Here is a 26514-nt window from a genome sequence, read left to right as displayed (position 1 = left end):
TTAGGAGATTTTAATATGGCAGATGAAGAAAAAAACATAAATATTCAAGAACGCGGTGAAATGCACCGTATTGATGATGAAAGAAATAAAGGGGTTCAATTAGAGCATAGAGATGCGGAGTTGTATATTGTGATGGGTTTTTTTGTAGTGGCATTAGGTTTGCCGGTTATTTTAGGGACATATTACTCTATGCAAGAAGGTGATTACCGACCTGCAGTTGTCAATTTTATTTGTGGTGTTGTTATGACAGGTATCGGTATTGCATCTATTCTTTATGGCTGGGCTATGAAGAAAAGACTCTGGTCGTGAACGATATAATTCCTTCAGGATATATACCTCTTCGTTATACACAAAAAGAAGTCCCTTTACGGCTGTCTGTTCCCCTTTTTTATCGCTATCGAATTCAAATAAGTAAGATTTTTTTACCATTAACAGGCAAGGCTACAACCCTACCCATACAGGACTTGCCTAAGTATGAATTGGTTGCCTGGCCCTTGTATATTGTCCGATTTTTCCTGCAATCGGGGGCTGAAAAGACGCAGGAAATATTCATTGCTGTAGATGCATGGACGAAAACAATTGCACGATTTGAGCGAATGAAGGAAATACAACAAACCCCTACAGCAGATTTTCAATTATGGATTAAACCATCTATTCTATTGGACGAGGTAAAGAGCATTGCTCGGTATGGACTGATGCAACAGTTGCTACGCCAGCGTAGATTGCAACCGGCCCCTGAAACAGTTATACCCGAAATCATACTATTGGTTTACACCCCTATATGGGCTTGTTATTTTGCACGGACTTTACACTCTTTAGATGTTCGTCTCCTCGACGGTTATTCCGGTGAAAAAATAGGTTCCCAAACTCGAAGCGCCTTTTTAAATGCTCTGATACACCATCATTCTGAAAAATCCGACCCTCCATCGAAAACAGGATAAAGGTTTTAATAGGAATTCAGATGATGTACAATAGTTATGGTTATTAGAAGAGATGTAGAATGAAAAGAAAATCTTTTGTAATTCTGTTTTTTAGTTTTTTGTTTTGTGCTTTTGTTGCTGTTTTATTTCTTCTGGCTCTGGAGGTGCAGGACCGTAGTTTTTCTTCCATTAATAATTCTGCAGAACATAAAAAGAGGCAGGAACCGTCTTTAAATTGGAAAAGCCATCTTATTTCTGTTTACTTTACATCCCCAGGGCAAAAAGGGGGAGAAGTAGAGATTATTTCGGAACTCATGGATTTTTTGAATTCAGCGAGGAAAAGTATTTATGGTGCAATATATGACCTTGATTATGAACCTATTGTGGAATTGCTTATACATAAATTTCAGCAGGGGGTTGATGTAAAGATAGTCGTGGAACGGGATAATTGTCAGCATGAAGGCATCTTGAAATGTAAATCGGCAGGTATTCCTGTGGTTGAGGATAATAACTCCGCACTTATGCACGACAAATTTTTTGTAGTAGATGTATCTTCTGTATGGACAGGCTCAACGAATATGACTTACAACTGCCTTTTTCTTAATAACAACAATAGTGTCTTAATTCAATCTCCGCAACTTGCAGAAAATTATCTTAATGAATTTCAGGAAATGTTTTTTAATCATCTCTATGGCATGAAATCTCCGCGAAATACAAAATATGTATTACTACATATTGATAATATGACTACTGTATGGAACCTGTTTGCCCCGGAAGATGGAGTGGAAAGAAAGATTATAGAAGAGATACAAAATACACAAAAATCGCTTCAATTTATGGCTTTTTCATTTACTTCAGCCGCTATTGCAAGCTGTTTAATTCAAGCACGGGATAGGGGAGTGATTGTTAAAGGGGTATTTGAGAAACGGAATGCGGGCAATAGTGCTTCTAAGGACGAGTATTTAAGAAATGTGGGTATGGATGTCCGCTGGGATGGGAACCCTAAAACCATGCATCACAAGGTTATGATTTTTGATGGACATAGGGTTTTGACAGGAAGTTATAATTTTACCGAATCTGCGGAGAAACGGAATGATGAAAATGTTATAATTATTGACAATCCTGAAATAGCCCGTTTGTATATTGACGAATTCCATCGTGTATTTGAAATAGGTATCCCTGTGCGATAGATAATTATGGGATACTACCAAAAGAGAAAGGGAAAAGTGTGAGTATTTATCCGACAGCCATTATTCATCCATCAGTAGAATTAGGTAAAAATATTCAAATTCAACCCTATGCAATTATTGAAGCCCATGTTGTAATAGGTGATAACTCCGTAATTGGTCCCTATTGTGTGATTGGTTCTGGCACGGTAATGGGGAAAAATAATCATTGTTTTGCTGGGGCACAAATAGGAATTCCCCCGCAGGATTTAAAACATGTAAAGGGACGATATGGGAAAACCTTGATTGGCGATAACAATACTTTCCGTGAGTTTGTAACGATTAGTTCGAGCACGGTATATGCAGATGATAGAGAAGAAAAAGCGACAAGAATAGGCAATGATTGCCTTTTTATGGCTTGCACGCATGTTGCCCATGATTGCCATGTAGGAAATCGTGTAATTATGGCGAACAATTCTGCTCTTGCGGGGCATGTGACGGTAGAGGATTATGCGTCTATTGGTGGATTAAGTGGAGTGCACCAGTTCTGCACTGTGGGGCAGTATTCCTTTGTAGGTGCAATGTCCCGTGTAGGGAAAGATGTTCTGCCGTATATGATTACAGAAGGCTATCCTGCCCAATGTTTTGGACCTAATGTAATCGGTTTGCAACGAGCGGGTTTCAGTTCCGAAGCCATCAGCCGAATCCGGCAGATGTATCGGTTGCTTTATCGTTCAAATCTGAATACACAACAGGCTGTTGAAGCCATACTGGAGCAGGTTGAGGATAGTCCAGAACGGCAGATTATCCTTGATTTTATTAAAAATTCAAAGCGTGGTTTATCCAAAGGGCCTTTGTCGCCTCAGGAGGCACAGGTTAACCCTATCAGCGATGAATTGGTATAAAACCTTATTTCTATGTGATAAAATACTTTGGGGTTAAAAAGAAAAACGAAGTAAATATAATCTGGAAAAATGATAATGACTAAACAAAACGAAAAATTACGAGCAGGGATTATTGGATACGGATATTTGGGGTTTCATCATACCCGTATTTATTCTAACCTTGCGGATGTGGAATTGGTTGGCGTTGTTGATATTTCCGAAGAGCGCAGGGAAAAGGCAAAAAACGAATTTCAAGTCCCTGTTTTTTCATCTATGGAGGAGATATTGAAGGAAAAGTTAGACCTTGTTTCTGTGGTAACGCCTACATCTACGCATGCAGAGGTGGTTATACCCTTAATAGAGGCAGGTGTCCATGTATTGGTCGAAAAGCCCATTTCGGCAACAGTAGAAGAGGGAAAAAAGATGGTTGATGTAGCCCGAAAGTGTAATCGCATCTTGCAGGTAGGGCATGTGGAAAGGTTTAATGGTGCTGTCCGTGCTTTATTTAATTTAATAAACTGTTCGCGATTTATTGAGTGCCATCGTTTAAGTCCTTTTCCGGGAAGAGGCACGGATGTTAGTGTTGTTCATGATTTGATGATACATGATATAGATATTATTTTAACCCTTACCCGTAGTGCTGTTGTGTCTATGGATGCTGTAGGTGTATCTGTTTTTTCCGATTCGGAGGATATTGCTAATGTGCGATTGCGATTTCAGTCGGGTTGTGTTGCCAATTTAACGGCAAGCCGTGTTTCTATGGACCGAATGAGGAAAATACGCATATTCTCAGACCGAGAATATGTTTCGACGGATTATAGTTCCCAAAGTTTGCTTGTGTATCGCAAAAAGGAAGGAGATATTCCGCCGAATAGCAATCCGATGGAGTTTATAGAGATTACACCTATTCAAGTGTCTAATGAAGAGCCTTTGCTGGCAGAGATAAAGTCGTTTGTTTCTGCTGTTCGCAACGGAACCCCTCCTGAAGTTTCAGGAGAAGAGGGTTTAAGGGCTCTGGAACTTTCCTGTCAAATTGTTGAACAAATACGGAGTGATAAGTGAACACGATTTTCTGGGTAGTAGGAGATCCATCTGCTGATTTGCATTGTGCCAATGTTATACGAGAACTGCGTCAATTGACGCCGAAAATAAGACATGTCGGTTTAGGGGGGCAAAATATGGAAAAGGAAGGGTTCGTATTGCTCCATGATTTATGCACCAATGCGGTTATGGGTTTTGTGGAGGTTGTGAAACATTTAGGGGATATAAAGCAATTGATGAAAAACACAATAGATTGGATTAAGGAATATAAGCCCATAGGGGTTGTTTTGGTGGACTATCCCGGCTTTAATTTACATATCGCACCTATGATAAAGGAGTTGAATATCCCTATTATCTATTACATCAGTCCCCAGGTATGGGCATGGAAAAAAAATCGGGTAAAGAAAATCGCCCAATGGGTGAAAAAAGTGTTGGTTATTTTCCCGTTTGAAGTGCCGATATATGAAAAAGAAGGCGTAGAGTGTGTTTATGTGGGACATCCCCTGATAGATAAAATACCAACAATGAGAACGGAACTGGATTATACGCCACCATATGCAATCGGTTTATTGCCCGGTAGTAGACCTCAGGAAATAAAGAGGAATTTTCCTGTCATGCTGGAAACAGCGAAACAATTCTTATCTACCTATCCGCACACAAAATTCCTTGTGCCTGCTTTCAACAGGAATTGTGCGGAACTTATTAGAAATATATCGGGCGATTTTCCCATCGAAATTTATGAAGGAGGGATAGAGCAGGTATTGCAAAAATCACATGCGGGCATTGTATCTTCTGGAACGGCAACTCTGGAATCGGCACTTTATGGAATGCCTTTTGTTCTTATTTACCGCACTCACCCGCTAACTTATTACATAGCGCGGTGTCTTGTGAAAATTGAGTATATAGGTATTGTTAATATATTCATGGGGCGAGAGGTCGTTCCCGAACTTATCCAGAACAGTGCCACTCCATTGAATATATATTCCCAATTGGTTTCTCTTATCCAAAATTCGACTTTGAGGGGGAATATGATATATGATTTTAAACAGTTAAGGGAAAAATTAGGTTCCCCCGGAGCAGGGAAACAGACAGCGATTGAAATTTTAAGAACACTGGGCATAAGTCCCTCAAAATAATTCCTAATTGAAAGGAAAGACTGTATTCTATAATTTATAGGTGAGAAGTAATGTCTGAATTGCCAAATGAGAAGAAGGCTCTTTAATGACAGAGGTAGATTTATTTTCATATCAGCAACAAATCCCGAAGCAAAAAAAGTTGTATCTTTTTGATGGAATGGGCTTTCTGTTTCGTTCTTTTTTTGCTATCCAGGCACCTTTGAAAAATAAGGACGGGAAGCTTACCAATGCGGTTTATGGTTTTGCACGGGCGTTATTGAAAGTTTTGCGGGAGCATGAACCTGATTATGTAGCCATTGCTTTTGATGCACCAGGGAAGACCTTTCGTGAAGAGGAATTTCCTCAGTACAAAGCCAATAGACCGGAGCCTCCAAAGGAATTTTTAGACCAGATACCGATGGCAATCCATTTAGCAGAGTGCTTGAATATTCCCCTACTTTTTGTGCAGGGTTTTGAAGCAGATGATGTTATTGCAACGATAGCCGAGAAGGTTCAGGCAGAAGATTTTGAAGTAGTAATTGTTTCTTCGGATAAGGACCTTATGCAGTTGATAGGTCCGCATACGAGAATGTTTGACCCTACACATGGAGAAAAGGGCCAATGGTATTCAGAAGTAGAAGTTCGGGCACGGTTTGGAACAGACCCGCTCCATGTTCCGGATGCACTTGCACTTATTGGTGATACTGCAGATAATGTTCCCGGTGTTCCGGGCATTGGCGATAAAACAGCCAAGAAACTTATGGAACAATATGGTTCCCTTGAAAATCTTTATGAAAATATAGAAAAGGTATCCGGTAAAGTTAAAAATTCATTGATAGAGAAAAAAGAGCAGACTTTTTCTTGCCGAAAATTGCTGACTTTGCGAAAAGATGTGCCGTTGAATATAACTCTGGATACATTGAAACGGAAACCTATAGATAAGGAGATACTCAGAAATGAGTTGTTATATCTTTCCTTTATGTCTTTGGTGCGGGAATTAAATTTAAATGAGGCGGAGAAAAAAACGGCACAAGAAATAAAATTATGTTATACTATTGTTAAGGATATGGACTTATTAAACAGCGTATCCGAAAAAATTGAGAAAGCAGGTTGTTTTTCATTTGACCTTGCTACTGTAAATGATGGTATACTAACAGAGCAGTTAGTAGGTATTGCAATTTCCCTCAAAGAAAAAGAAAATTATTTTATTCCCTTCAAAAATATAAAAAAAGAATTTAGTGAATTCAATTTTGATGAACTGCAAAGAGCAGTCAAAGTAATAATTGAAAATAACAATTTAAGAAAACTGGGGTTTGATTTGAAAAAATCCATCCAAATATTTCATAAGAATGGTATTGACTTTCAAGGGGCCGAAATGGATATAATGGTTGCCTCCTACCTAACAGATACAGATTTTACACATCATTCGCTTGAAAAGATTGCAGAACGATTTTTAAGCGATTATGTTTTGTCCCTTGAAAAATCCGATACTTCTGTTGGGGGAGATATTTCAGAAATTGATGTTGGGAAAGTTTGCCAAAGAGCGGAAATGATACAACTTTTATATCCTATATTCAAAGAAAAATTGAGAGAGCATTCATTAGAGGCTTTATATCAAGAGATTGAACAGCCCCTCATTTCTGTTTTAGCCCGAATGGAAGAGCGGGGTATTGCTATCAATTCTAAAGTATTTCAGGAGTTGGAAAAGGAACTACAATCGCGGATTGCTTATTTAGAGCAGGAGATTTATAAACAGGCGGGAATGGAATTTAATATTAATTCTCCAAAACAGTTGCAGGCGGTTTTATTTGAAAAGTTAGGTTTAAAACCTATTCGGAAAACGAAAACCGGTTCCTCTACCGATATGGAAGTGCTGGAAGAATTAGCCATAGTCCATCCATTGCCAGCCGTTATTATCGAATATCGAACTCTTCAGAAGTTATTAAATACATATATAGAAACATTGCCAAAACTGGTAAATCCGAAAACAGGTCGTATCCACACCAATTTTAATCAAACAGTGGTGGCAACAGGTAGGCTTTCCAGTAGCGACCCCAATTTACAGAATATTCCCATCCGTACGGAATATGGGAAGCGGATACGCGAGGGTTTTGTGGCTACCGATAGCAATTGGACATTGATTTCAGCGGATTATTCTCAAATTGAATTGCGGATATTGGCACATCTTTCCGAAGACCCCATTCTTTGCGAGGCATTTTATAATGACTTAGATATTCATCGGGAAACGGCGTCGAAAGTATTTGGCATTCCTTTTGAAAAAGTAACGGACGAACAACGAAGACAAGCCAAAGCGATTAATTTCGGTGTTATCTATGGTATGACACCCTACGGTTTATCCAAAGCCGTTGGTTTTAGCACCTCCGAAGCAAGTAAATTTATTGAGTCTTATTTCAACCGTTTTGCACAGGTAAAAGAATGGTTAGATAAGACGATAGAAGAAGCCAAGAATAGAGGTTTTACAACAACATTGTTTAATCGGCGGCGGTATTTGTCGGGTCTGGACAGTTCCAATCAGGTTGTTCGCAAATCGGCGGAGCGAATGGCTGTGAATACACCGGTACAGGGGAGTGCTGCGGATATTATTAAGAAAGCAATGATAGAAGTAGACCGATATTTGAGAGAGGTAGGAGCCTATCTCTTACTTCAGGTTCACGATGAATTGCTAATAGAGGTTCCCAAAAAATCAGCAGAAGAGACTGCCTGTCAGGTAAAATCTCTTATGGAGAAAGTTGTTTCCCTGCGGGTTCCTCTAAAAGTAGATATTGGTTTGGGTGATAATTGGGCTGATGCTCATTAGTATATGTAAGATTTGGAAATAATAGCGAATGTGTCTTTCGCTATTAGAAAATAAGGAATTTTTTATGAATGATTATCGAACAACAGTAAACAACAAACAACATGAACAACGGAAGTTTGGAACTATGGGCAACAAAAAGACTTACTCACATCGTTCAAACTCTCATCAAAATTCAAACCGAAATGTCCGAAACAATCGGAACAATCGAAACAATCATCAAAATCCAACGAAAAGGCCTCCTGTGCTGGATGTGGCAGAAGAGGAATTTGATGAAATTCGGACAGACGGACCTGAAATTTCGATTGCAGATTTGAAAAAGATGTCTGTCCCTCAATTAAGTGAAATAGCGGGAAATTTGGCAATTGATGACCCAGGTTCACTAAAAAAACAAGACCTTATCTTCAAGATTTTACAAAAAAGTTTTGAGCATTCCGGTTCTGTTGTTGGTGAAGGGACACTGGAAATATTGCCTGATAATTATGGTTTTTTGCGTTCTCCGGATGCTTCATATCTTCCGGGACCGGATGATATATATGTGTCCCCGTCTCAGATACGCAAATTTGGATTGTGGACGGGGGATACTATCCGTGGGCATGTTCGCCCACCGAAAGAAGGGGAACGGTATTTTGCTCTGTTGAAGGTAGAATCTGTAAATGGGGACCCTCCCGAAATTGCTCATCAGCGATTGCTTTTTGATAGTTTAACTCCCCTTCATCCCAATGAACGGTTCTATCTTGAAACGACCTCGGATGAAATAGCCATGCGGATTATGGACCTTATTTCCCCTATCGGCAAAGGACAACGCGGGCTTATTGTTGCCGCACCATTTACCGGGAAAACCGTTTTGCTGCAGAAAATAGCTAATAGTATTACCAAAAATCATCCGGAGGTTACTATTATTGTATTGCTTATTGATGAAAGACCTGAAGAAGTTACGGATATGAGGCGTTCCGTTGCTGCGGAAGTTATTGCATCTACTTTCGATGAGCCCCCGGATAGGCATGTTCAGGTGGCAGAGATGGTTTTGAACAAAGCCAAACGACTTGTGGAGCATAAAAAAGATGTGGTAATTTTGTTGGACTCAATGACACGCCTTGCCCGTGCCTATAATGTGCTTGTGCCATCCAGCGGAAAAGTGTTATCGGGTGGTATTGAAGCCAACGCATTACAAAAACCGAAACGGTTTTTCGGTGCTGCAAGAAAGGTAGAAGAAGGTGGAAGTTTAACTATCCTTTCCACCGCATTAATTGATACAGGCAGTCGTATGGACGATGTTATCTTTGAAGAATTTAAAGGCACGGGGAATATGGAAATCCATTTAGATCGTCGTTTGATGGAAAAACGGATATTCCCAGCAATTAATGTGATGCTTTCACGGACACGAAAAGAAGAATTGCTTATTGCTAAAGAAGACCTTGAAAAAATTTGGTTATTACTGCGTGTATTAAGTCCGCTGGATACTGTTGAAGCAACAGAATTGCTGATTGAAAAGTTAAAGAAAACAAAGAACAACGCTGATTTCTTGAATAGTATGCAAAAAATGTAATCGTCTCTATTCTTTTATTTATTAAAAATGAATTGAAAATTTTAATAAATGCTTTTTAGTAATAAAAGGGGAGAAGGTAGACATGTATTTGCTCTATATATATGTTTTGTTTCATGAGATATCTCTCCTAGGAATTCTATTATTGGCAAATGGAGGATAGTTTTGTTTTATGCAAGTTCCGATGTTAAACTTAAAGGCTCAATATAGACACATGAAAGAAGAGATTTTAAAAGCCATAGAGGAGGTTCTGGAAACACAACAATTTCGGGGGGGTAATGTTCTTGCACGGTTTGAGGAAGAGGTAAAGGCGTTTATTCAATGTTCTTATGCTATAGGTGTGGGCTCGGGAACGGATGCACTGGTAATTGGATTAAAGGCTTTAGGTTTACAATCGGGTGATGAGGTAATTACTACACCGTTTTCTTTTATCGCTACTGCCAGTAGCATTGTGTTGGCGGGAGGTATCCCTGTGTTTGCAGATATTGAACCTGATACCTATCATTTAAATCCCCAAGAAGTAGAAAAGAAAATTTCCGAGCGAACGAAAATTTTACTTCCTGTTCATTTGTATGGTCAATGTGTAGACATGGGAGCTTTTGTAAGTTTAGCGAAACGATATTCCCTTTCTATTCTTGAGGATTCTGCCCAAGCCATGGGAGCCCATTTATTTGAAAAAAAGGCAGGCAATTGGGGTGATGCAGGTGCTTTTAGTTTTTACCCGACAAAAAATTTAGGAGCTATGGGAGAAGGGGGATTGATTACGACAAATGATAAACAAATAGCAGAACGAATTTTGTTATTGCGTTGTCATGGCTCTAAAAAGACTTATGAGCATGAGTGCATTGGTTATAACAGCCATTTACATACATTACAGGCAGGTATATTAAGTGTAAAACTTCGTTATTTGCAGGAATGGAATGAGAAACGAAGGGAGATAGCCCGTTATTATACGGAACATTTGAAAGAAATTTCGGAATTGCAACTTCCTGTGGAACGGGAAGGTAGTTATGCTATATATCATCAATATGTTATTCGTATTCCTGACCGTGATAAGGCACGGCAGTTTCTTCAGGAGCGAGGTATTTCTACGGCTGTGTTTTATCCCATTCCAATTCATCTGCAACCCTGCTTCCGTCCATTTGCTTCATCACAGGAAAAATATCCGCAAGCAGAAAAAGCCTCTCAGGAGGTGTTGGCGTTACCTATCTATCCCGAAATGACTCCTGAAGAGGTAGCGTATGTTGTCGAAGGGATTAAATCATTTTTAGTGAACAAGAGATAAATTCGGAGCAGGTATTACATTTGCCCCTTGAGTGGAGTTATGGACAAACATAGATTTTTCAGATTCTTCAGGTGAGAGTGGTGATGGGCGGTTTAAAAGTTGTGCATACTCATCCGAGCAAAGCCAGTTTTGTAATGCCTTTTTTATGGTAGGGGTATCTTCCTTTTTGCAAAGACTTAATACAACTCCGCCTAATCCTGCACCTGTGAGGGATGAGCCCAAAGCCCCGTTCTCGTTCGCTATATCCACTAATTTGTCGAGGACAGGGGTGCTGGCACCGAAATCACCTATGAGGGAGTAAGGTGCAATTTGAAGGTCTTCATACACGAATAACATATCGTCGGTTACTTCTCGATGGAAGGGATTGCCTGAGGTATCAAGAATACGGTCGCCATTATGTCCTAATGTCATTAAATAGCCTGCCATTAATATGTCGCCCTGTTGTATGGCTTCGAAGAAATATCGGGCTCGAATAGATTCGCAAATACCAAAAACTAAAGGTCCGCGTATAGGAACTACTTTGGGATGTTCTTCTTGGGGAAGATGTCCGTAATATCGTTCGAAAGTTTCATGAATACCGGGAATATCAAAATCTTCAAGTAATGTTTTGACGGGCAAAGCATGAGGAATGGCACGAAATAGTGTATAAAGGTTTCGAATTCCACCAAGTCGTTCTGGTGAAAAATCGGCAAGAGACTGGAAATTTTTTAATGTATCTGCGTCTACTCCTTGTGATTTCAAAATTTCCTTTAATATCGTTAATGCTACGGAATAGGCGAAGCGATTTTTAATATAGGAAACAGCATGGGTTGAACTGATGTCTCGTTGCGTTCTGGAATTGGTAATAATTACAGAAACATCGTTCGGAAAGGGATGATAATTCATTTCTAATATTTCTGCTGTTTCGGGATTAAGACGAACGCCTAATAAAGTATCCTTTTTCCCTAATAACTCCGCTGTCTGGTCACTAAGTCCACTTCTTGCTCCGGTAAACCATTCCGCATCCTGAACCATTTTCAATTGAGTTGTTATCTCAAAATTATCATGACTGTTATACATAAGAGCCTGAAGCAAAACAATACATAAAGCATGCGAGGAACTTAATGCAGAACCTTCGGGAATATCCCCACCCACGACAACTTCGATACCTGTTGTCAGAGGTCTTTTTGTTTGTTGGGCAAAACGAAGAAGTGTGCCGATAATATATTGGTGCCAATGGCTGGAAGTATCGGTGCGATTTTGAGCATGATGGCAAATATCTTTCCATGAGGATTGGAGGGGATATTCCTTTTGCAAAGAGCGGAAAGAGGAAAGAAAGGGTTTGTGTTTGGTTTCTAAATTGTATATACAAAACTTATCATCATCACGGGGGTGTCCTATTAAAACAAGTTCTTGTTCAATGGTCATCAGGTTTAAAAACCCCCCGTGTGTATCTATATGCATTCCACGAAGGTTTATTCTACCGGGACATCTTGTGATGAAAACATGTTTATCACCCAATGTATCAATAAATTTTTGCAAGGTCTGAATAATTAATTTAATTCGTTCTTGCCCTGCATTACCATAGGTGTTAGAGAGAAATCTCTTCTGTTCTGTAGAATTTGAGAGAAGAAATTCAATCCATTTACTTGCGAGTATCATCATGGCGTATAAGTTGTTTTAATGTTATATTTTTCTTTAAGTTCGTTTAATATTTGTAATAATTCAGGTTTTTCGCCCTCACGGACGATTCTACCTATTATATAAAAAGCCTTATGAAAAGCCCATTTTTGTGCAATATCAAAATCGCCCGAACTGGATTGGGATAAATCGGCGCGGAAAATAATTTCCTTTCGTTTGCCTGCCGCATTTCCTTGAAGACGGAATACGAAATTTTTCTGGGTCTCCGGATTAAACTTTCCGAAGATAGAAACAGGGACACCCTGATAAAAGTTAGGAAAGATGAAAGGATATATGTTATCGCGAGGTATTGCACCAAAGTCCATAGATACATCAATAAGTATGGGGTTTTGTATTTTTTGGAATGCTTGCGGTATCGCTGTGGAAAACTGGTCTATATTGTTCCGAATTACACAAAACCCACGATTTAAGTAAGCAAGCAATTCCAGAAGGTATCGGTCAACCGTGTTTCCTCCACCTGTTGTAAATATTTCATATTTGCCCTGATTTTCTAATGTAAGATTAGCAATAATGGCACGGGTATCGCGAAGGCCAATAGTCGGTTTTCCATCGGAGTATAACCAGAGGATATTAGGCAATCCGGGGGTTGTAGGAATTTGTATTATTTGGCGAACGGAGTTAAAAACATCGGTTTGTCCGGTTGAAGGTATTTGTTGCAAAAATTTTTGAGCCGAATTTTTATTTTCTGATGTTGCCTTTATATATCCTTCTGCAAAAAATGAAGCCCGTTCACGGAATAGAATAATATTAAAAAGGTCTTCCTTACGAAGTTGCTGCAATGCCTCACGAACGCCCTTTATTGTTTGGTCTAATTTCCGCTGTCCTATACTTGCGGAACTGTCAATAATAAAAGCAACCTGTTTTTGCAATGGAGTGATTTTAGCCTCTTTTTTAGGGGAGATAACCAATTGAAAGAACCCCTGCTTTTTATCTTGTTCGTAATATGTTTTTAACTGTAATTCAAATAGGTCATCCCAGAATTCATACGGACGGCTTTCTTTTTCTTTTTGAGTTTCTTCCATGATAGGTTGTTCAATAATTTCCTGTTCTAAAACTTGTTCTATTGGGATGGGGGGTTCTATGGGTTCTAATTCGGGTACTAATACAACGGGGGCTTGATTTGTTTCTGTAGTTTCCGAAGAGGTTTGTTCGGTAGCGGGTGAAGTCCCAATTATACGCGGTATATCCGACGAGGAAATTGGCGTTCCCTGTGAGGATAGGACTGTGTTATCCAGGGAGAAGGTAGGCGTTTCGTCGGGTTTTATTATATTTTCTTCGGGTGGCGGTAGTATTCGACGGGCAACATCTACGGTATCCTTTTCGGATTCTTTTTCAATCATAAGGATTCGCTCTTCTACTTGCTGGATAACTTCGTCCGGTGTAGAAGTTTCTGTGGGTCGGTCAATAAGTTCTGTTACGGCCTGTTTGGCTAATTCTTCCTTTTGTAAGGATGAAGCATGAGGAGGTTCGGGTATCTCTGTAGATGGAAGTATTTCATCTATAAATTTCTGGAACGAAATAGGACGGGTAGACAGGGATGTGCTGATAGGTTCCTCCATTTGTTGGGAAACAGTTATTTTTTCATCAACTAATTTGACGCGGATGTTTAGAGGAATTCGATTCGGTCCTGTTACAAATAAGGGGATATATTGAGAGGAATAAATGATTGAGAAGTATAAGATGAGGCTAATGATAACGCTAACCCAGAAGCGAACGCGTTTACTCCTCAGGAATTCGATGGTTCCTGAAGATATAGAACGATTATTTTTTATGTTCGCCCTGGACATAAATCTACCTCGGTTCTGTCGATAAAGCCGCTGTATTTTCTTTTTCGCTGGACAACATACTTTTTACCTTTTCCGCCAGAGGATGCGAAGGAAAATCGTCTAATAGTTCTTGAAACGCTCTTTGAGCGTTTTCTTTTTCATTAATCTTTAAATAACAATTTCCAGAACGCCATAATGCTTCGGGAGAAAGTTCGGGATGAAGATAAAGGATAGCCACTTTCAGATAATTTTTTCCGGCTTTTTCAATCTCACCTTTGTTTTCGTAAATTTCTGAGAGTCGAAATTGGGCACGGGCGCTCGTTTCACTTCCTCCATTATTAGCACAGCGTTCATAAAATTCCAGTGCTTGAGGAAGCTGATTTGTTTGTTCATAAATCTGGGCTATGCGATATAAAGATTCTGTCGCAGATGTGGAAGAGGGAGCCATATCTACAACCTTTTGGTATTCTTTGATGGCTTCATCTAACTTTCCTAAATTATGGATACATTCTGCATAACGGAACTGTAATCTTTGAGGAGCGGGATAATCTTTCAATACCTCTTGCATTCGTTTTAACACCTGACGAGCCAGGTCCCATTTTTTAGCATCCAGATAATACTGGGCTAACCAGGCAAACTGTTCTTCTCCAACCGTAACCTGAGGATAATCTGAAATGGTTTTAAATAATGCTTCTGCAGATTTTTCGTAGTCTTTTACTTCATAATAAGCGATGCTAATTGCCAGCCATGTTTGTCCTGCAATTATTGGGGGAGGATTTTGAGATAATAAACTTTGCAAGGAATCAATGGATTTAATAGGGTCTTTCTTTTCTTTTAGATAATAAGTTCCTAATTTTAATTTCATATCCGGGGCGTATTGGGATTGCGGAAATTTATTTATAAAATCTTGATAGGTTTGAAAGGCTTCTTCTCTTTTATGCAATTGTTCGTAACAGCTAGCCAGTCGTATAAATACCTGCTCTTGTAGGGGATTATTTTCCGAAATTTCCTTTGCTTGGAGATATGTTTTCAATGCTTCTTCCCAATTTCCATCTTTGCCCTGTAAATCGCCATAACGAAGATAAGCAGAAACAATTAATGTATGCTGGGGATAGGTCTGGATAAAACGATTGTATAATTGAATTGCAGGTTTCGTAATGCCTAACAATTCTGCACATTCTGCCGATTTATATAATGCCTCAGGGGCAAATTTAGAGGTTGGATATTTCTCGTATACCATTTGGAACTCTTCCATCGCATCTTCATAATTCCCTTCGGCTGTATATAATGAACCTAATAAAAAGTAAGCATCGGGTCGCAATGGAGACTCACGGGCTTTATCCAGAAACTCTGTTACAGTCGTTTTTGCCGTGGTAGAGTCATTCTTTAAAAAGTGTATCCATGCTATTTTGTAGAGTGCTTCAGTTGCGTAGGAGGTATCAGCGTATTGTTGTCGTAAGGAATTATAGAAAGACAGGGCTTCATCTAACAGGTTTTGTTCCAGCAATGAGTTGGCAAGGATATACATGGCAAAAGGTTTCTTTTCCGATTGAGGATAATTCTGAAGGAAAGTTTTTCCTTCATTTATCGCTTCTGCGAATTTCTTTGCCTGATAGAGTGTCCATAAGTATCCAAAATCCGATTTTTCTTTATAGGGACCTTCTTTAAATTGTGTTTTAAGTGTTTGATAAGCATTCATGGCGCTTTCATACCAGCCTAACTGGGAGTATATCTCTGCAACGCGGAAGTTGCACTCCATACGCAATTGAGGGTCTACCTTTTCGTTAGATGCCACTTCAGAAAGGACCGATACTGCATTTTCTAATTGATTAAGACGGGTATAGATAGTTCCTAAAACATATTTTGCGAAGGGTGTCAATGAATATTCTGGAAAATCTTTTATCATGTTTTGTAATACAGATATTGCGGACTCAAAGTTTTGAGTTTGTGTAAGAGAACGGGCGTAGAAATACATAGCCCGAGGACGATAGTCGGGAGGTGTTGTTTCCTCAATCAAAGGTTTTAATGTTTCACCGCATTCTGCCCAGCGTTTGAGATAATAAAAACATTCCCCTTTGCGAAGTATTGCTTCCATTCGTTGGTTGGCGTCAGAGACTTTACTAATTACCTGGTCAAAGGCACTAATAGCCGTTTCATATTGCTTCTCTATGAGAGCAGATTTCCCTAAACGGAGATAGACTTCGCCAATTTTAGGAGAATTGGGATATTGGGCAATAAACTTTTTATATTCATCGATGGCTTCTTTGAAAAACTGACGGCTATAAAGACCGTTAGCAAAATCGAGTTGTGTGTTTTCATCGGAAAGGGCATCTGGGGATTGTGTCCATGCAAAACTATATACCAATAGTAAATGAATAACAAGCAATTTATATAAATACTTCGTAAATATCATGCGTCAATCCTGTCTATTGTTTTGGGGTCTCTGGGGTAGGAGCAAGTGTATCTGTGGGAGTATCTGCTTTGACAGTGCCTTCGGAGTTAGATGTTTGTTTTTCATTAATTGCGGAAAAGGCTACATTCTGTATATGGGCTTTTCTACAGCAATCTAAAACTCGTATTGCATTGCCTAACATAGCACTCTGGTCTCCACGGATAATGACGGAACTGCCGGGGAAGAATTGGGACACTTTGTTCAATACCTCCTGCAATTCGGATAGGGATACAGAACGATTATTAACGACAATAGAACCATCGGCTTTTAAGTTAATATAAATTTCTCCCTGGCTACGTGTTGTTGGCACAGAAGTTTCTGCTGTTGGTAAAGTAATGTCAATTTCGGATTCCAGAACGCCATATACGGTAGTTGCCATAAAAAAAACAAGGGTCAAAAAGACAATATCAATCAATGGAGCCATTTGAATGGGCTCGGGTTCATTTTCATAATTCCGACGAATTCTCATACGCGTGTTCCTCTCAAAATAAGTTCTACCATTTCACTGGCGATGGCTTCTACTTCTGCAATAATTCGATTTACTCTACCCCGTAGATAGAAATAAATTGCCATAGCGGGAATAGCAACGACCAAACCTCCTGCGGTAGTTACCATCGCTGTGGCTACGCTGTATGCCATGGTAAGCCCTTTCACCTGAGCATCATTAAATGCAATAGCCCCGAAAGCCTGCATCATGCCCCATACCGTCCCTAATAGACCTAACAAAGGGGCTAAAACCGCAATATTATTTAAATAAGATATGCGTTGCCATAAAATACTTGCGCCTCGTTCCCCTTCACTTTCCATAGCATCTTGAATGACATAGCGGTCGTGTCCAACCAATTTCACACCGGCAAAAACCATTTTGGCAATTAGTTTATCCCGTCCTTCACAAAGTTCCAGTACCCCTTTGTAATCCCCTGCTTGTAGCAAATGAAACAATCGTCGAATGAGGGTTGATGGTAGTTCTCGTCGGGGTGTTAATGTCAACAGGAGATAAAACGCCCATACCAATCCAATAAAGCCCAAAACCCCAATTATCCAGAGTATTACCCCACCTGCCTTTATCATATCCCATAATGTGAGATTTTGCTGAATAGGTGGAATGGTGGATGTATCCGTGTTATTTTGTGCGTATGAGATAAGAGTGAAGCAAAAAATACAAGCGGCTAATAAAAAAAATAATTTTCCTTTGAACATGCAACGATTTCCTTTTTATTAATTTTGTGAAAATAGGTCTTCCATCAAACTATATATTATAATATAATCCTTTTGTAAAGAGATAAGTTGCAACAGTTTCGCCCATGTTCTATTTACAATAGAATATTTACCCATCTTTTATCAATAAATAATAAGTAAATACAGAAGAATATTGAATTTTTTAAGTTGTGAATAGAATGAGGAAAGTAATTTAAAATCCATTGCATGTTTTGGATATTGTTTTCGTCTTTTTTATGTAAATGATGTAGAAGAAAGTAATGATTATCCAGGTGTGTTAAAAATAAAAAAGAAAAGAGGTATATTTAAAAATGTGAATAAGGGACAAAATTTTGTATATATTATATAGATTAAATATCAAGGTATAAATTGGTAGGTGAAGAAGGATAATACAAATAACATTCATAACCTGGATTATCCAGATGTAAGACCTCTTTTGGACACGAGAAAGCAGGTTATTGTTCATCTGGAACCGAATCGTATTGCAATGATTGTCGGGTTGTTTTTTACTCTCATTGCCCTATTTGTATTTCTAATGATTCAATTGAGTGGATATTCTGTTGCTATAGGTTCGATGTTTATTGTATGTGCATTAATTTTTGTTATTACTTATGGTATATCAGGTATCCTGACTTATTATGGATTGTTGATTATAAAAACGACGCCGAAAGAAATTACCCCAGAAACAGAAAAGACAACAGATAAGACACAGGAATAAATATAATTTTAAACAGTAAGGATAGTTATATGTTTCGCAAATTGCTTTTTATTGTTATTTCCGTAATTTTAGTTTCATATCTATGGGCGCAGGCTCCCGACCTGTCCAGGATGGATATTGTGGAGAAATCAGTTCCAGATGGACCGGTAGCGTTGGTTCTCGGTAAGCCTATATCAAAGGAAGAATTTTTGATGAGGTATCATATGGAACTACTGGAATATGTGGCAGGGACAGGACAAAAAGATGTTAAGGATGAGGACCGTGTCCGTATTGCTATCCGTTGTGTTACTAATTTAGCCCAACGGGAAATTTTATATCAGGAAGCACTGAAACGGAAATATTCGGTAACAGAGGATGAGGTCAAGAAAGCGGTTGATGAGCAAATTAAGGAAATTCAGGAAGATGCCCGTAAAGCAGGAAAGAACCCTCCCAGTATGGAGGAAATCTTAAAAGCCAAAAATGAGACGGTAGAATCTTTTCGCGAAAGGACGCGTAAAAATCTAATATTAAAAAAGATGAAACAAGCCTTAGCGAGTGAGAACAAGATAACCGTTACGGATGATGAAATAAAAAAGTTTTATGACAGCAATCCTGACCTTTTCATGAAGCCCTCGCGGGTGCATCTACAACAGATATTTCGCCAACCAAAACCCAATGCAAAAACCGCCGATGAAAAGGCATGGCAGGAGACACAAAAAGAGGTAGAGAAAGCTTTAGCACGAATAAAAGCAGGGGAAAGTTTTGAAGCGGTTGCCCGTTCTGTTTCCGAAGCACCGGACCATCAAAAAGGTGGCGATATGGGATGGATACCTACAGAAGCCTTGCCTCCATTTTTGAAACAGGTTCTTCCCACCATGAAGCCGGGCGACCTCAGTCCTGTTTTAAAAAGCCCCCTGGGATGGCATTTGTTCAAATTGTTAGAACGCGAGGCAGAAGAGAAGGTTACCTTTGAGCAGGTCAAAGAAAAGATAAAAAATATTTTAACCGAACAGAAGACAGATGAAAAGATATTTGAGTTTTGTAAACCCTATTTGAACGATTCGGAGAAAGTAAAAATATTCCTTGCGTTTGACCCTATTTTAGAAAAATTATACCGTCAGGACAAAGCCTCTGCAGATAAAACTTCTACGCCGACACAACCTTCAACAAAGGCAACAACACCCAAGAAAAAAAAGAAGTAATGAAGTTTTTACCTTTATTCATTCCATTTATTTTTGTATGTATCCCTTTCCTTTCAGCAGGGGAGTCTTTTATCCTTCCTCTGAAAGGAGACTTATTTGCTACCTCTTCCTTTGGCGAATATCGGGATGGACGCTTTCATATGGGTGTAGATTATCGTGCTACCATTGGAACGCCTGTCTATGCCATAGATGATGGTTATGTGGCACGAATGCGTTGTAGTCCCTGGGGATATGGTCGTGTGTTATATATTCAATTTCATTCTGGAATTATGGGGATTTATGCACATCTCCATTCATTTGCAGAGCCGTATCAGTCTTATTTGCGAAAGGTGCAACATCAAAAAGAGTCCTTCACAGTGGACCTGACACTAAAAGAAAACGAACTGCCTGTGAAAAAAGGGGCTTTGATTGCATATACAGGTCAGTCCGGGACAAAAGCACCTCATTTGCACTTTGAACTTCGCACAAAAGATGGAATTACATGCCTGAACCCATGGGAATATGGTTTCCGATGGATTGACCGTAATAAACCTCAAATAACATCCCTCCTCGTTATTCCCGGAAGTATGGATACAACCATTAATGGACGCTGTCTGCCGCTGGAAATCCCTATCACCGAAAAGACCGCATTACCTATATTAATTAACGCAAAAGGAGCAATAGGATTTGGTGTTTCCACTATTGACAATGAATCGGATACCTGCAAGTTGGGACCTTACCGAATTTCATTGAAAACGACGGATACTGTTTTATCTACCATTCAGCAAGACCGCCTTGATTACAATACCTATAGGGATGCTATTGTATCTTTTTATCCCTACATTTCGAATCCGATTTATTGGTTATTGTGGCAGTGGCAGGGAAATCAGTCGCCCAATTACAAACAGGTGAGGAAAGAATGGCTTTCCATAGAAGATGACGAGCATATACAGATAGAAGTAGAGGATTTTAAGGGAAATAAGACACAGGTTCCGCTTTATATCACAGGGAATCCTGCGAATCGTTTGAACAAAAAAATAGAAAAAAGTGATATCTCTATTTCTTATTTGCCGGAATTCCTTGTGTTAGAGATTTTGTTAGCCTCAACATCTTCCAAAGAAGCACCGGAAATTACCTGCACTTCGGAACAGGGAACTGTTTCACTAAAACCTGTCCAGCGGACAAGTAATATATACGAACTTCCCTGGAAACCTACGGCATCAGGGAAATATACTTTTCGAGTTTCGCATCCATCTATGCCTGTATGGGAAAAAAGTGTGTATGCTGTTAAGACACAAAGTAAAATGGCACCTATCGTATTAAATGATTTTCAGATAGATGTACCTTCCCATATCTCTTACGGTATTCTCTGGCTATCTATTTCTCCGGTATCTTCACAGAAAGTTCCTAAAGGTTTGACAATTGCTTCGAATATATGGAAAATAGAACCTTACAACATGCCGATAGCAGAGGCTGTGACGATTAAAATGCGGATTCGGAATAATGTCCAAGCTCAAGAACGAATACATTTATATCGGAAATCCGGGTCTTCATGGTCAAGAATAGATTCTCAAAAGGAAAGGGATTTTGTTATTGGTAAAGTATCTGATTGGGGCACTTTTGCCTTAATAAGAGACGATGAACCGCCACAAATCACAAATATCGCTATTAACAAAGATGCGAAACAGCCAACAAAAAGGCCTTCTATATCGGCTGTAATTTCTGATATAGGAAGTGGTATAGCACGGGCAGAAATATTCTGTGACCAGAAATGGCTATTAAGTGAATACGATGGACCTCGTGGAATATTACGCTGGGAACAAGATGAAGATTTACCCTCCGGCACACATACAATTACCTTCATAGTTGCAGATTACGCAGGGTTAACCCAAAAAGAAATGCAAACTATCTCTGTGCCATAATAATAAAAAGACAAACATTAGAAGAAAGGTATTTTGATATGATATTGGTAACAGGTGGTTCTGGCTATATTGGTGCGGTTGCCGTTCGTGAATTGTTAAATCATGGATTTGCCGTTCGAGTTGTTGATAAATTCCTATTTGGGGATGAAGGTCTGGAAGAAGTAAAAAATCGTATTGAGTGTATTCAAGGGGATTTATGTCAATTGGATGCTACATGGCTGGAGGGTGTTGAAGGTGTAATTCATCTGGCAGGTTTGAGCAATGACCCGATGGCGGAATTTAATCCTGAGGCGAATAAAAAACTGAATACAGAAGCCACAGCTATTTTAGGAGAGCATTGCAAACGGAGAGGTATAAAACGATTTATCTTTGCCTCCAGTTGTTCTATTTATGACCGTGGATTATTGGCCGAGGATATTTTGCAGGATGAAGAAAGTCCTGTGGAACCGCGTGCTGCGTATGCCGTAAGCAAATATCAGGCGGAAAGAGAACTGTTAAAGCTATCCGGACCTGATTTCTGTCCGACTTTATTACGGCAGGGAACGGTATATGGATGGAGCCCCCGAATGAGGTATGACCTTGTTGTGAATACTTTTGTTAAATCTGCATTTGAAAAAGGTTGCTTGACGGTTCATTGTGGAGGCGAAATGTGGCGTCCTTTAATTGATGTAACGGATATAGCCCGTGCTTATATTGCCTGCCTGCAAGCCGACCTGAAAATTGTAGGAAATCAAGTGTTTAACCTTTCTTATAAGAATTACAGGATACTTGAATTAGCCCATTGGGTTCGTAAGGTATTTCGTGAGAATGGAATGAATATAGAGATTGAAGTGGAATATGGCTCTACACGGGGACGCAGTTATCGTGTTTCAACGAAAAAGACCGAGCAGGTTTTAGGTTTTCGTCCACAGGTTAGTGTAGAAGAAGCCGTTCAAGTTATGGTTGGTAAAATTCGCAATGGTATAAATGCAGATATTCATAATCCCCGTTACTATAATATCCAATGGGTCGAGCTCCTTTGCATGGCGGAGAATATCATTAAAAAGACGGGAAGTGTAATATAAGTTGTAAGGTTTTGAAAAGACGGTTGTGTATGACTTTGGAAAAACTTTTACGGTAAAAGATTGCGGGTATTAATTTGTATTCGGGAGACTGCGGATAACGCCCTATTTCTTGCCGTGAAAGCATCGGGTCCAATGGCAATTACATAACCTGTTTTATTGCGGGACTCTATATCTGTTACATGGGTGAGAGAATCCCCCTCATGCACTTTTACCTGCACCTGTTTAATCCCTTCGGTATTTTGCACCTTCTCGATATTCTTAATACTTTGCACAATGCCACTATGCGGAATAATCCATGCTATAGCACATCCTAATTCTCGTGTAGGGACTGAATTGGGAATTCCATGGTTTTCAATAGTCTGATGTATTTGCATTAAATCTATGCCGGTTCCTTCTTTACATATCTGGCACATTTCCTCATCTGGCTGGAAAAATAGGTCAATAAAGGATAAAAATATACCTTGTGCATTTACGATAAACTCAAATAAGATTCCGTAATAGCCGATGGGAAGATTTCGTGAAACTTCTTTGGCTTTTTCTGTTATCCCTTTTAATTCTTTCCCGGAAAATTCTACAGGCAACCAGAGCAATCGAGGAATACGATAATTCCCTGGGATAAACTCAACACCGAATATTTCTACAGGGAAAAAATGATAGGACATACGATAACCGATAAGATAGCAGGTTTTTCCTTCTATCCCTTGCTGAACAAATATAGGCGACCCTTTTTCGGATTTTCTTTGTGCGGTAGAAAGAATCAGTTTTATATCATTGCTATCATTGATTATTCCACAAAATTGATTGTCAACCGTTCGAACCCATAATGGGTTTGTTTCATTAAACATAGAATTTATAGAAGTCTCTTCTATTTCGTTACTCATAATCTTTGTTGTAGTTTCAAGCAGTGTTGTTATTGTATTTATTTTCTGAATATCTGTTTTTTCTATTTGAGACATAGGATATCCATCTTCCTTATGTAATATCTGTTATGGTTTTTAGGTGTTATCAATTCGCATGGGAATGCGATAATTATATATTATTTAGCATGAAAAATATAAAAAGCAGTAGTGCTATGACAAAACCATTTGTTCTAATTTACCTGATATTCTTTTTTGCGGGAACGGTTCTATTTCCGGGTTGTTTTTCGGAAGGGCAGTCATGGGTTTCTTCTGAAAATACTACTCGTGGGCTGACGGAATTTGGGACAAATATGTCCCCTTCTCAAGGAGATTGGCTTATTACCCGATTACCTGCGGAAATGCCCCATCTGAACCCCATAACCAGCACAGATGCGTATTCCTCTCTGGTGTTAGCATGGATATTTGATGGCTTGTTAGACCGTAATCCACAAACATTGGAGTTAATCCCACGCGTTGCTAATAAATGGGAAGTGTCGGAGGACCATCTGAGTTATACTTTTTACTTGCGGACGGATGTTTGTTTTTCCGATGGGCATCCTCTAACCGCAAAGGATGTTAAGTTTACTTTCGATAAGTTGATGGACCCTACCACGGACGCTCCACACTTGAAAAATTATTATATGGATGTGGAATCGTGTGAGGTTATAGATGATTATACGGTTCGGTATCATTGTAAAAAACCTTATTACCAGCATGCCGTAATGTTGGGCTTATTAGAAATTTTGCCGGAGCATGTTTATGGACAGGGAGACTTTAATAATCACCCTAACAATCGAAAACCTATTGGCTCAGGTCCTTATATATTATCGGAATGGCAGACGGGCTTGCAGTTAGTTCTGGAACGAAATCCGAATTATTGGCGGAAAAAAGAAGGACAACCTTATTTTGACCGTATCGTTTATCAAATTATTCTGGATGATAATGCTTCTTTTTTGAAATTGCGTCGTGGCGATTTGGACTATATGGCCATTCGTCCTGAAGATTGGGTGCGAAGAGGACAGTCAGAAACATTTCAAAAGCAATTTAATATGTTCATATACCCACGACCCGCCTATAACTATATCGGCTGGAATACCCGTAATCCAGTGCTCAAAGAAAAAACGGTTCGCCATGCTTTAACGATGTTGCTTAATCGCCAACAGATTATTGAACGGTTGTATTTCGGAATGGCAGAGCCGATAGATAGTCCGTTTATGCCCGGGACACCGGAATATCACTCCGAAATTAAGCGATGGAACTATAACCCGGAAGAAGCGAAACTATTACTGGATAGGTCTGGCTGGATAGACCATAACAGCGATGGAATTCGTGATAAAGAAGGAAAAGACCTTGCCTTTGAGATTATGACAACAAATAGTAATCCTATTGCGGAAAAGATTTTGACGGTGTATCAGGAAGACCTGAAACGGGCAGGGATAAATATGCAAATACGGCAAATGGAATGGGCTTCTTTATTAGAGCGTGTGGATGCACGCAATTTTGATGCTGTTCTAATGGGCTGGCAGATGCCACCGGACCCTGACCCTTATCAGGTATGGCACTCCAGTCAGGCAGAAAAAGGTTCCAATTATGTGGGATTTGTCAATAAGGAAGCAGACCGACTTATTGAGCAGGCACGGGTTTCTTTTGACCGTCAGGAACGGATACAGTTATATCGTAGATTTCAGGAAATTGTGAATGAAGAACAGCCTTATACCTTCTTAATGGCGCCGAAAGCGATTGTTGCTGTGGATAAACGAATACATGGTATTCGTGTGTATCCCTTTGGTATTTATGAAAAGGAATGGTTTGTTCCGACCCATTTACAACGGTATGTTCATGTAAAGGAGAACTAAAGACGGATGTATGCCTATATCTTAAAGAGGCTATTATTAATTATTCCGACCTTTATTGGAGTTAGTTTGATAACCTTTGCAATTATCCAGTTAGCTCCGGGCAGTCCTGTGGCTTTTAAGTTACGCGGAGAAGGTGGAGCCATGCGTGCAAATATTGAGACGGAAAAGATAATCGAACAAACTAAAGCATTGTATGGTCTGGACAAACCTATCCTTGTCCAGTATGCCCTGTGGTTAGGACGAATGTTTCGTCTCGATTTTGGCAAAAGTTATAAAGACCAGCGTCCTGTAATGGAGAAAATAGCAGAGACGCTACCGATAACACTTCAATTTACCATTCTTGAAACCTTACTTATCTATCTCATTGCAATCCCCTTAGGCACCTATTCGGCAACCCATCAACGGACTATTTCTGACCAGATTATTACGCTTATCCTATTCCTTTTATATAGTCTTCCGAGTTTCTGGGTTGCTATGCTTTTAATTCTTTTTTTAGGAGGTGGTGATTGGTGGAATTTGTTCCCGGTCAATGGTATTAATAGTATTGATGCTACGAATTATTCATGGTTTGGCTGGCTACTCGACCGACTTTGGCACATGGTCTTGCCTTTGTTCTGTATGACCTATGCAGGTTTGGCAGGCTTATCCCGATATATGCGGACAGGTATGTTAGATGTAATACGGCAGGACTACATTCGAACGGCAAGGGCTTACGGATTTTCGGAAAAGATGGTTGTCTTTAAGTATGCTATGCGGAATTCATTAATTCCTATTATTACTTTATTTGCAGGACTTTTACCGGGGCTAATTGGAGGAAGTGTTATTATTGAAACCATCTTTTCTATTCCGGGCATGGGACGATTGGGCTTTGAAGCGGTATTAACCCGAGATTATCCCCTGATTATGGGTGTTTTTACCATTTCTACTTTTTTGACTTTAATCGGTCTTGTTTTAAGTGATGTTTTGTATGCCGTTGTTGACCCAAGAATTCGATTGGAGTAAGAAAT

General features: G+C 39.4%; 21 protein-coding genes. 15 read left to right on the top strand and 6 right to left on the bottom strand.

Annotation, left to right across the window (positions count from 1 at the left end; all coding sequences use genetic code 11):
- Nucleotides 1-15: 15 nt before the first annotated feature.
- The 9 genes from PLA12_00175 (at nt 16) to PLA12_00135 (ending at nt 10772) form a co-directional block, all read left to right on the top strand.
- Complete coding sequence (locus PLA12_00175) at nt 16-309, top strand: hypothetical protein (GenBank protein HOQ30905.1); 294 nt, start codon at nt 16-18, stop codon at nt 307-309.
- The gene (locus tag PLA12_00170; protein ID HOQ30904.1) at nt 306-941 is read left to right on the top strand and encodes a hypothetical protein; all 636 of its coding nucleotides are present in this window, start codon (nt 306-308) and stop codon (nt 939-941) included. The genes PLA12_00175 and PLA12_00170 overlap by 4 nt, the downstream gene beginning before the upstream one ends.
- Before the next feature lie 59 nt (nt 942-1000).
- A complete protein-coding gene (locus PLA12_00165; GenBank protein ID HOQ30903.1) occupies nt 1001-2110 on the top strand; it encodes a phospholipase D-like domain-containing protein in 1110 nt (369 codons plus the stop codon).
- A gap of 38 nt (nt 2111-2148) precedes the next feature.
- Nucleotides 2149-2991: an acyl-ACP--UDP-N-acetylglucosamine O-acyltransferase gene (lpxA, locus tag PLA12_00160; protein ID HOQ30902.1), complete on the top strand. Its 843-nt coding sequence runs from the start codon at nt 2149-2151 to the stop codon at nt 2989-2991.
- Between the two features lie 75 nt (nt 2992-3066).
- Nucleotides 3067-4032: a Gfo/Idh/MocA family oxidoreductase gene (locus PLA12_00155; GenBank protein HOQ30901.1), complete on the top strand. Its 966-nt coding sequence runs from the start codon at nt 3067-3069 to the stop codon at nt 4030-4032.
- Nucleotides 4029-5147 (top strand): lipid-A-disaccharide synthase, encoded by a 1119-nt coding sequence (lpxB, locus tag PLA12_00150; GenBank protein HOQ30900.1) that lies wholly within the window; start codon nt 4029-4031, stop codon nt 5145-5147. The genes PLA12_00155 and lpxB overlap by 4 nt, the downstream gene beginning before the upstream one ends.
- A gap of 85 nt (nt 5148-5232) precedes the next feature.
- A complete protein-coding gene (gene polA, locus PLA12_00145; GenBank protein HOQ30899.1) occupies nt 5233-7944 on the top strand; it encodes a DNA polymerase I in 2712 nt (903 codons plus the stop codon).
- A gap of 295 nt (nt 7945-8239) precedes the next feature.
- Nucleotides 8240-9490: a transcription termination factor Rho gene (gene rho / locus PLA12_00140; GenBank protein ID HOQ30898.1), complete on the top strand. Its 1251-nt coding sequence runs from the start codon at nt 8240-8242 to the stop codon at nt 9488-9490.
- A gap of 169 nt (nt 9491-9659) precedes the next feature.
- Nucleotides 9660-10772 carry a DegT/DnrJ/EryC1/StrS family aminotransferase gene (locus PLA12_00135; protein HOQ30897.1) on the top strand — a complete coding sequence of 371 codons (1113 nt, stop codon included), beginning with the start codon at nt 9660-9662 and terminating at the stop codon, nt 10770-10772.
- Here PLA12_00135 and PLA12_00130 read toward each other — a convergent pair.
- Genes PLA12_00130 through PLA12_00110 form a run of 5 tightly spaced genes read right to left on the bottom strand, consistent with a single transcriptional unit; the run spans nt 10755 to nt 17870 of the window.
- Nucleotides 10755-12416, bottom strand: a complete 1662-nt coding sequence (locus PLA12_00130) for a galactokinase family protein (GenBank protein HOQ30896.1) — start codon at nt 12414-12416, stop codon at nt 10755-10757. The genes PLA12_00135 and PLA12_00130 overlap by 18 nt on opposite strands.
- A complete protein-coding gene (locus PLA12_00125) occupies nt 12413-14239 on the bottom strand; it encodes a VWA domain-containing protein (GenBank protein HOQ30895.1) in 1827 nt (608 codons plus the stop codon). Before PLA12_00125 ends, PLA12_00130 begins: the two co-directional genes overlap by 4 nt.
- 4 nt (nt 14240-14243) lie before the next feature.
- Nucleotides 14244-16631, bottom strand: coding sequence for a tetratricopeptide repeat protein (locus PLA12_00120; protein HOQ30894.1), 2388 nt, complete (start codon nt 16629-16631; stop codon nt 14244-14246).
- Nucleotides 16632-16644: 13 nt separating this feature from the next.
- Nucleotides 16645-17139 (bottom strand): biopolymer transporter ExbD, encoded by a 495-nt coding sequence (locus tag PLA12_00115; GenBank protein ID HOQ30893.1) that lies wholly within the window; start codon nt 17137-17139, stop codon nt 16645-16647.
- Nucleotides 17136-17870, bottom strand: a complete 735-nt coding sequence (locus PLA12_00110; GenBank protein ID HOQ30892.1) for a MotA/TolQ/ExbB proton channel family protein — start codon at nt 17868-17870, stop codon at nt 17136-17138. Before PLA12_00110 ends, PLA12_00115 begins: the two co-directional genes overlap by 4 nt.
- 394 nt (nt 17871-18264) lie before the next feature.
- Here PLA12_00110 and PLA12_00105 point away from each other — a divergent pair, with 394 nt between their 5' ends.
- From PLA12_00105 to PLA12_00090, 4 genes are read left to right on the top strand one after another with little or no spacing between them, the layout of a single operon-like run.
- Complete coding sequence (locus PLA12_00105) at nt 18265-18606, top strand: hypothetical protein (GenBank protein HOQ30891.1); 342 nt, start codon at nt 18265-18267, stop codon at nt 18604-18606.
- Between the two features lie 29 nt (nt 18607-18635).
- Nucleotides 18636-19787, top strand: coding sequence for a peptidyl-prolyl cis-trans isomerase (locus PLA12_00100; GenBank protein ID HOQ30890.1), 1152 nt, complete (start codon nt 18636-18638; stop codon nt 19785-19787).
- Nucleotides 19787-21688, top strand: a complete 1902-nt coding sequence (locus tag PLA12_00095; protein HOQ30889.1) for a M23 family metallopeptidase — start codon at nt 19787-19789, stop codon at nt 21686-21688. The genes PLA12_00100 and PLA12_00095 overlap by 1 nt, the downstream gene beginning before the upstream one ends.
- Before the next feature lie 38 nt (nt 21689-21726).
- Nucleotides 21727-22752, top strand: a complete 1026-nt coding sequence (locus PLA12_00090) for an SDR family oxidoreductase (protein HOQ30888.1) — start codon at nt 21727-21729, stop codon at nt 22750-22752.
- A 47-nt stretch (nt 22753-22799) separates the two neighbouring features.
- Here the strand turns inward: PLA12_00090 and PLA12_00085 are convergent, their stop codons facing one another.
- Nucleotides 22800-23708: a hypothetical protein gene (locus tag PLA12_00085; GenBank protein ID HOQ30887.1), complete on the bottom strand. Its 909-nt coding sequence runs from the start codon at nt 23706-23708 to the stop codon at nt 22800-22802.
- A gap of 116 nt (nt 23709-23824) precedes the next feature.
- Here PLA12_00085 and PLA12_00080 point away from each other — a divergent pair, with 116 nt between their 5' ends.
- Entirely contained in the window at nt 23825-25507 is a 1683-nt protein-coding gene (locus tag PLA12_00080) for a peptide-binding protein (GenBank protein ID HOQ30886.1), read from the top strand.
- Between the two features lie 6 nt (nt 25508-25513).
- Nucleotides 25514-26509, top strand: a complete 996-nt coding sequence (locus PLA12_00075) for an ABC transporter permease (protein HOQ30885.1) — start codon at nt 25514-25516, stop codon at nt 26507-26509.
- Nucleotides 26510-26514: the final 5 nt, after the last annotated feature.

The sequence above is a fragment of the Candidatus Hydrogenedens sp. genome (assembly GCA_035378955.1).
Taxonomy (GTDB): Bacteria; Hydrogenedentota; Hydrogenedentia; order Hydrogenedentales; family Hydrogenedentaceae; genus Hydrogenedens.
The sequence above is the reverse complement of the archived record's forward strand: the minus strand, read 5'-3'. Positions and strand labels throughout refer to the sequence as shown.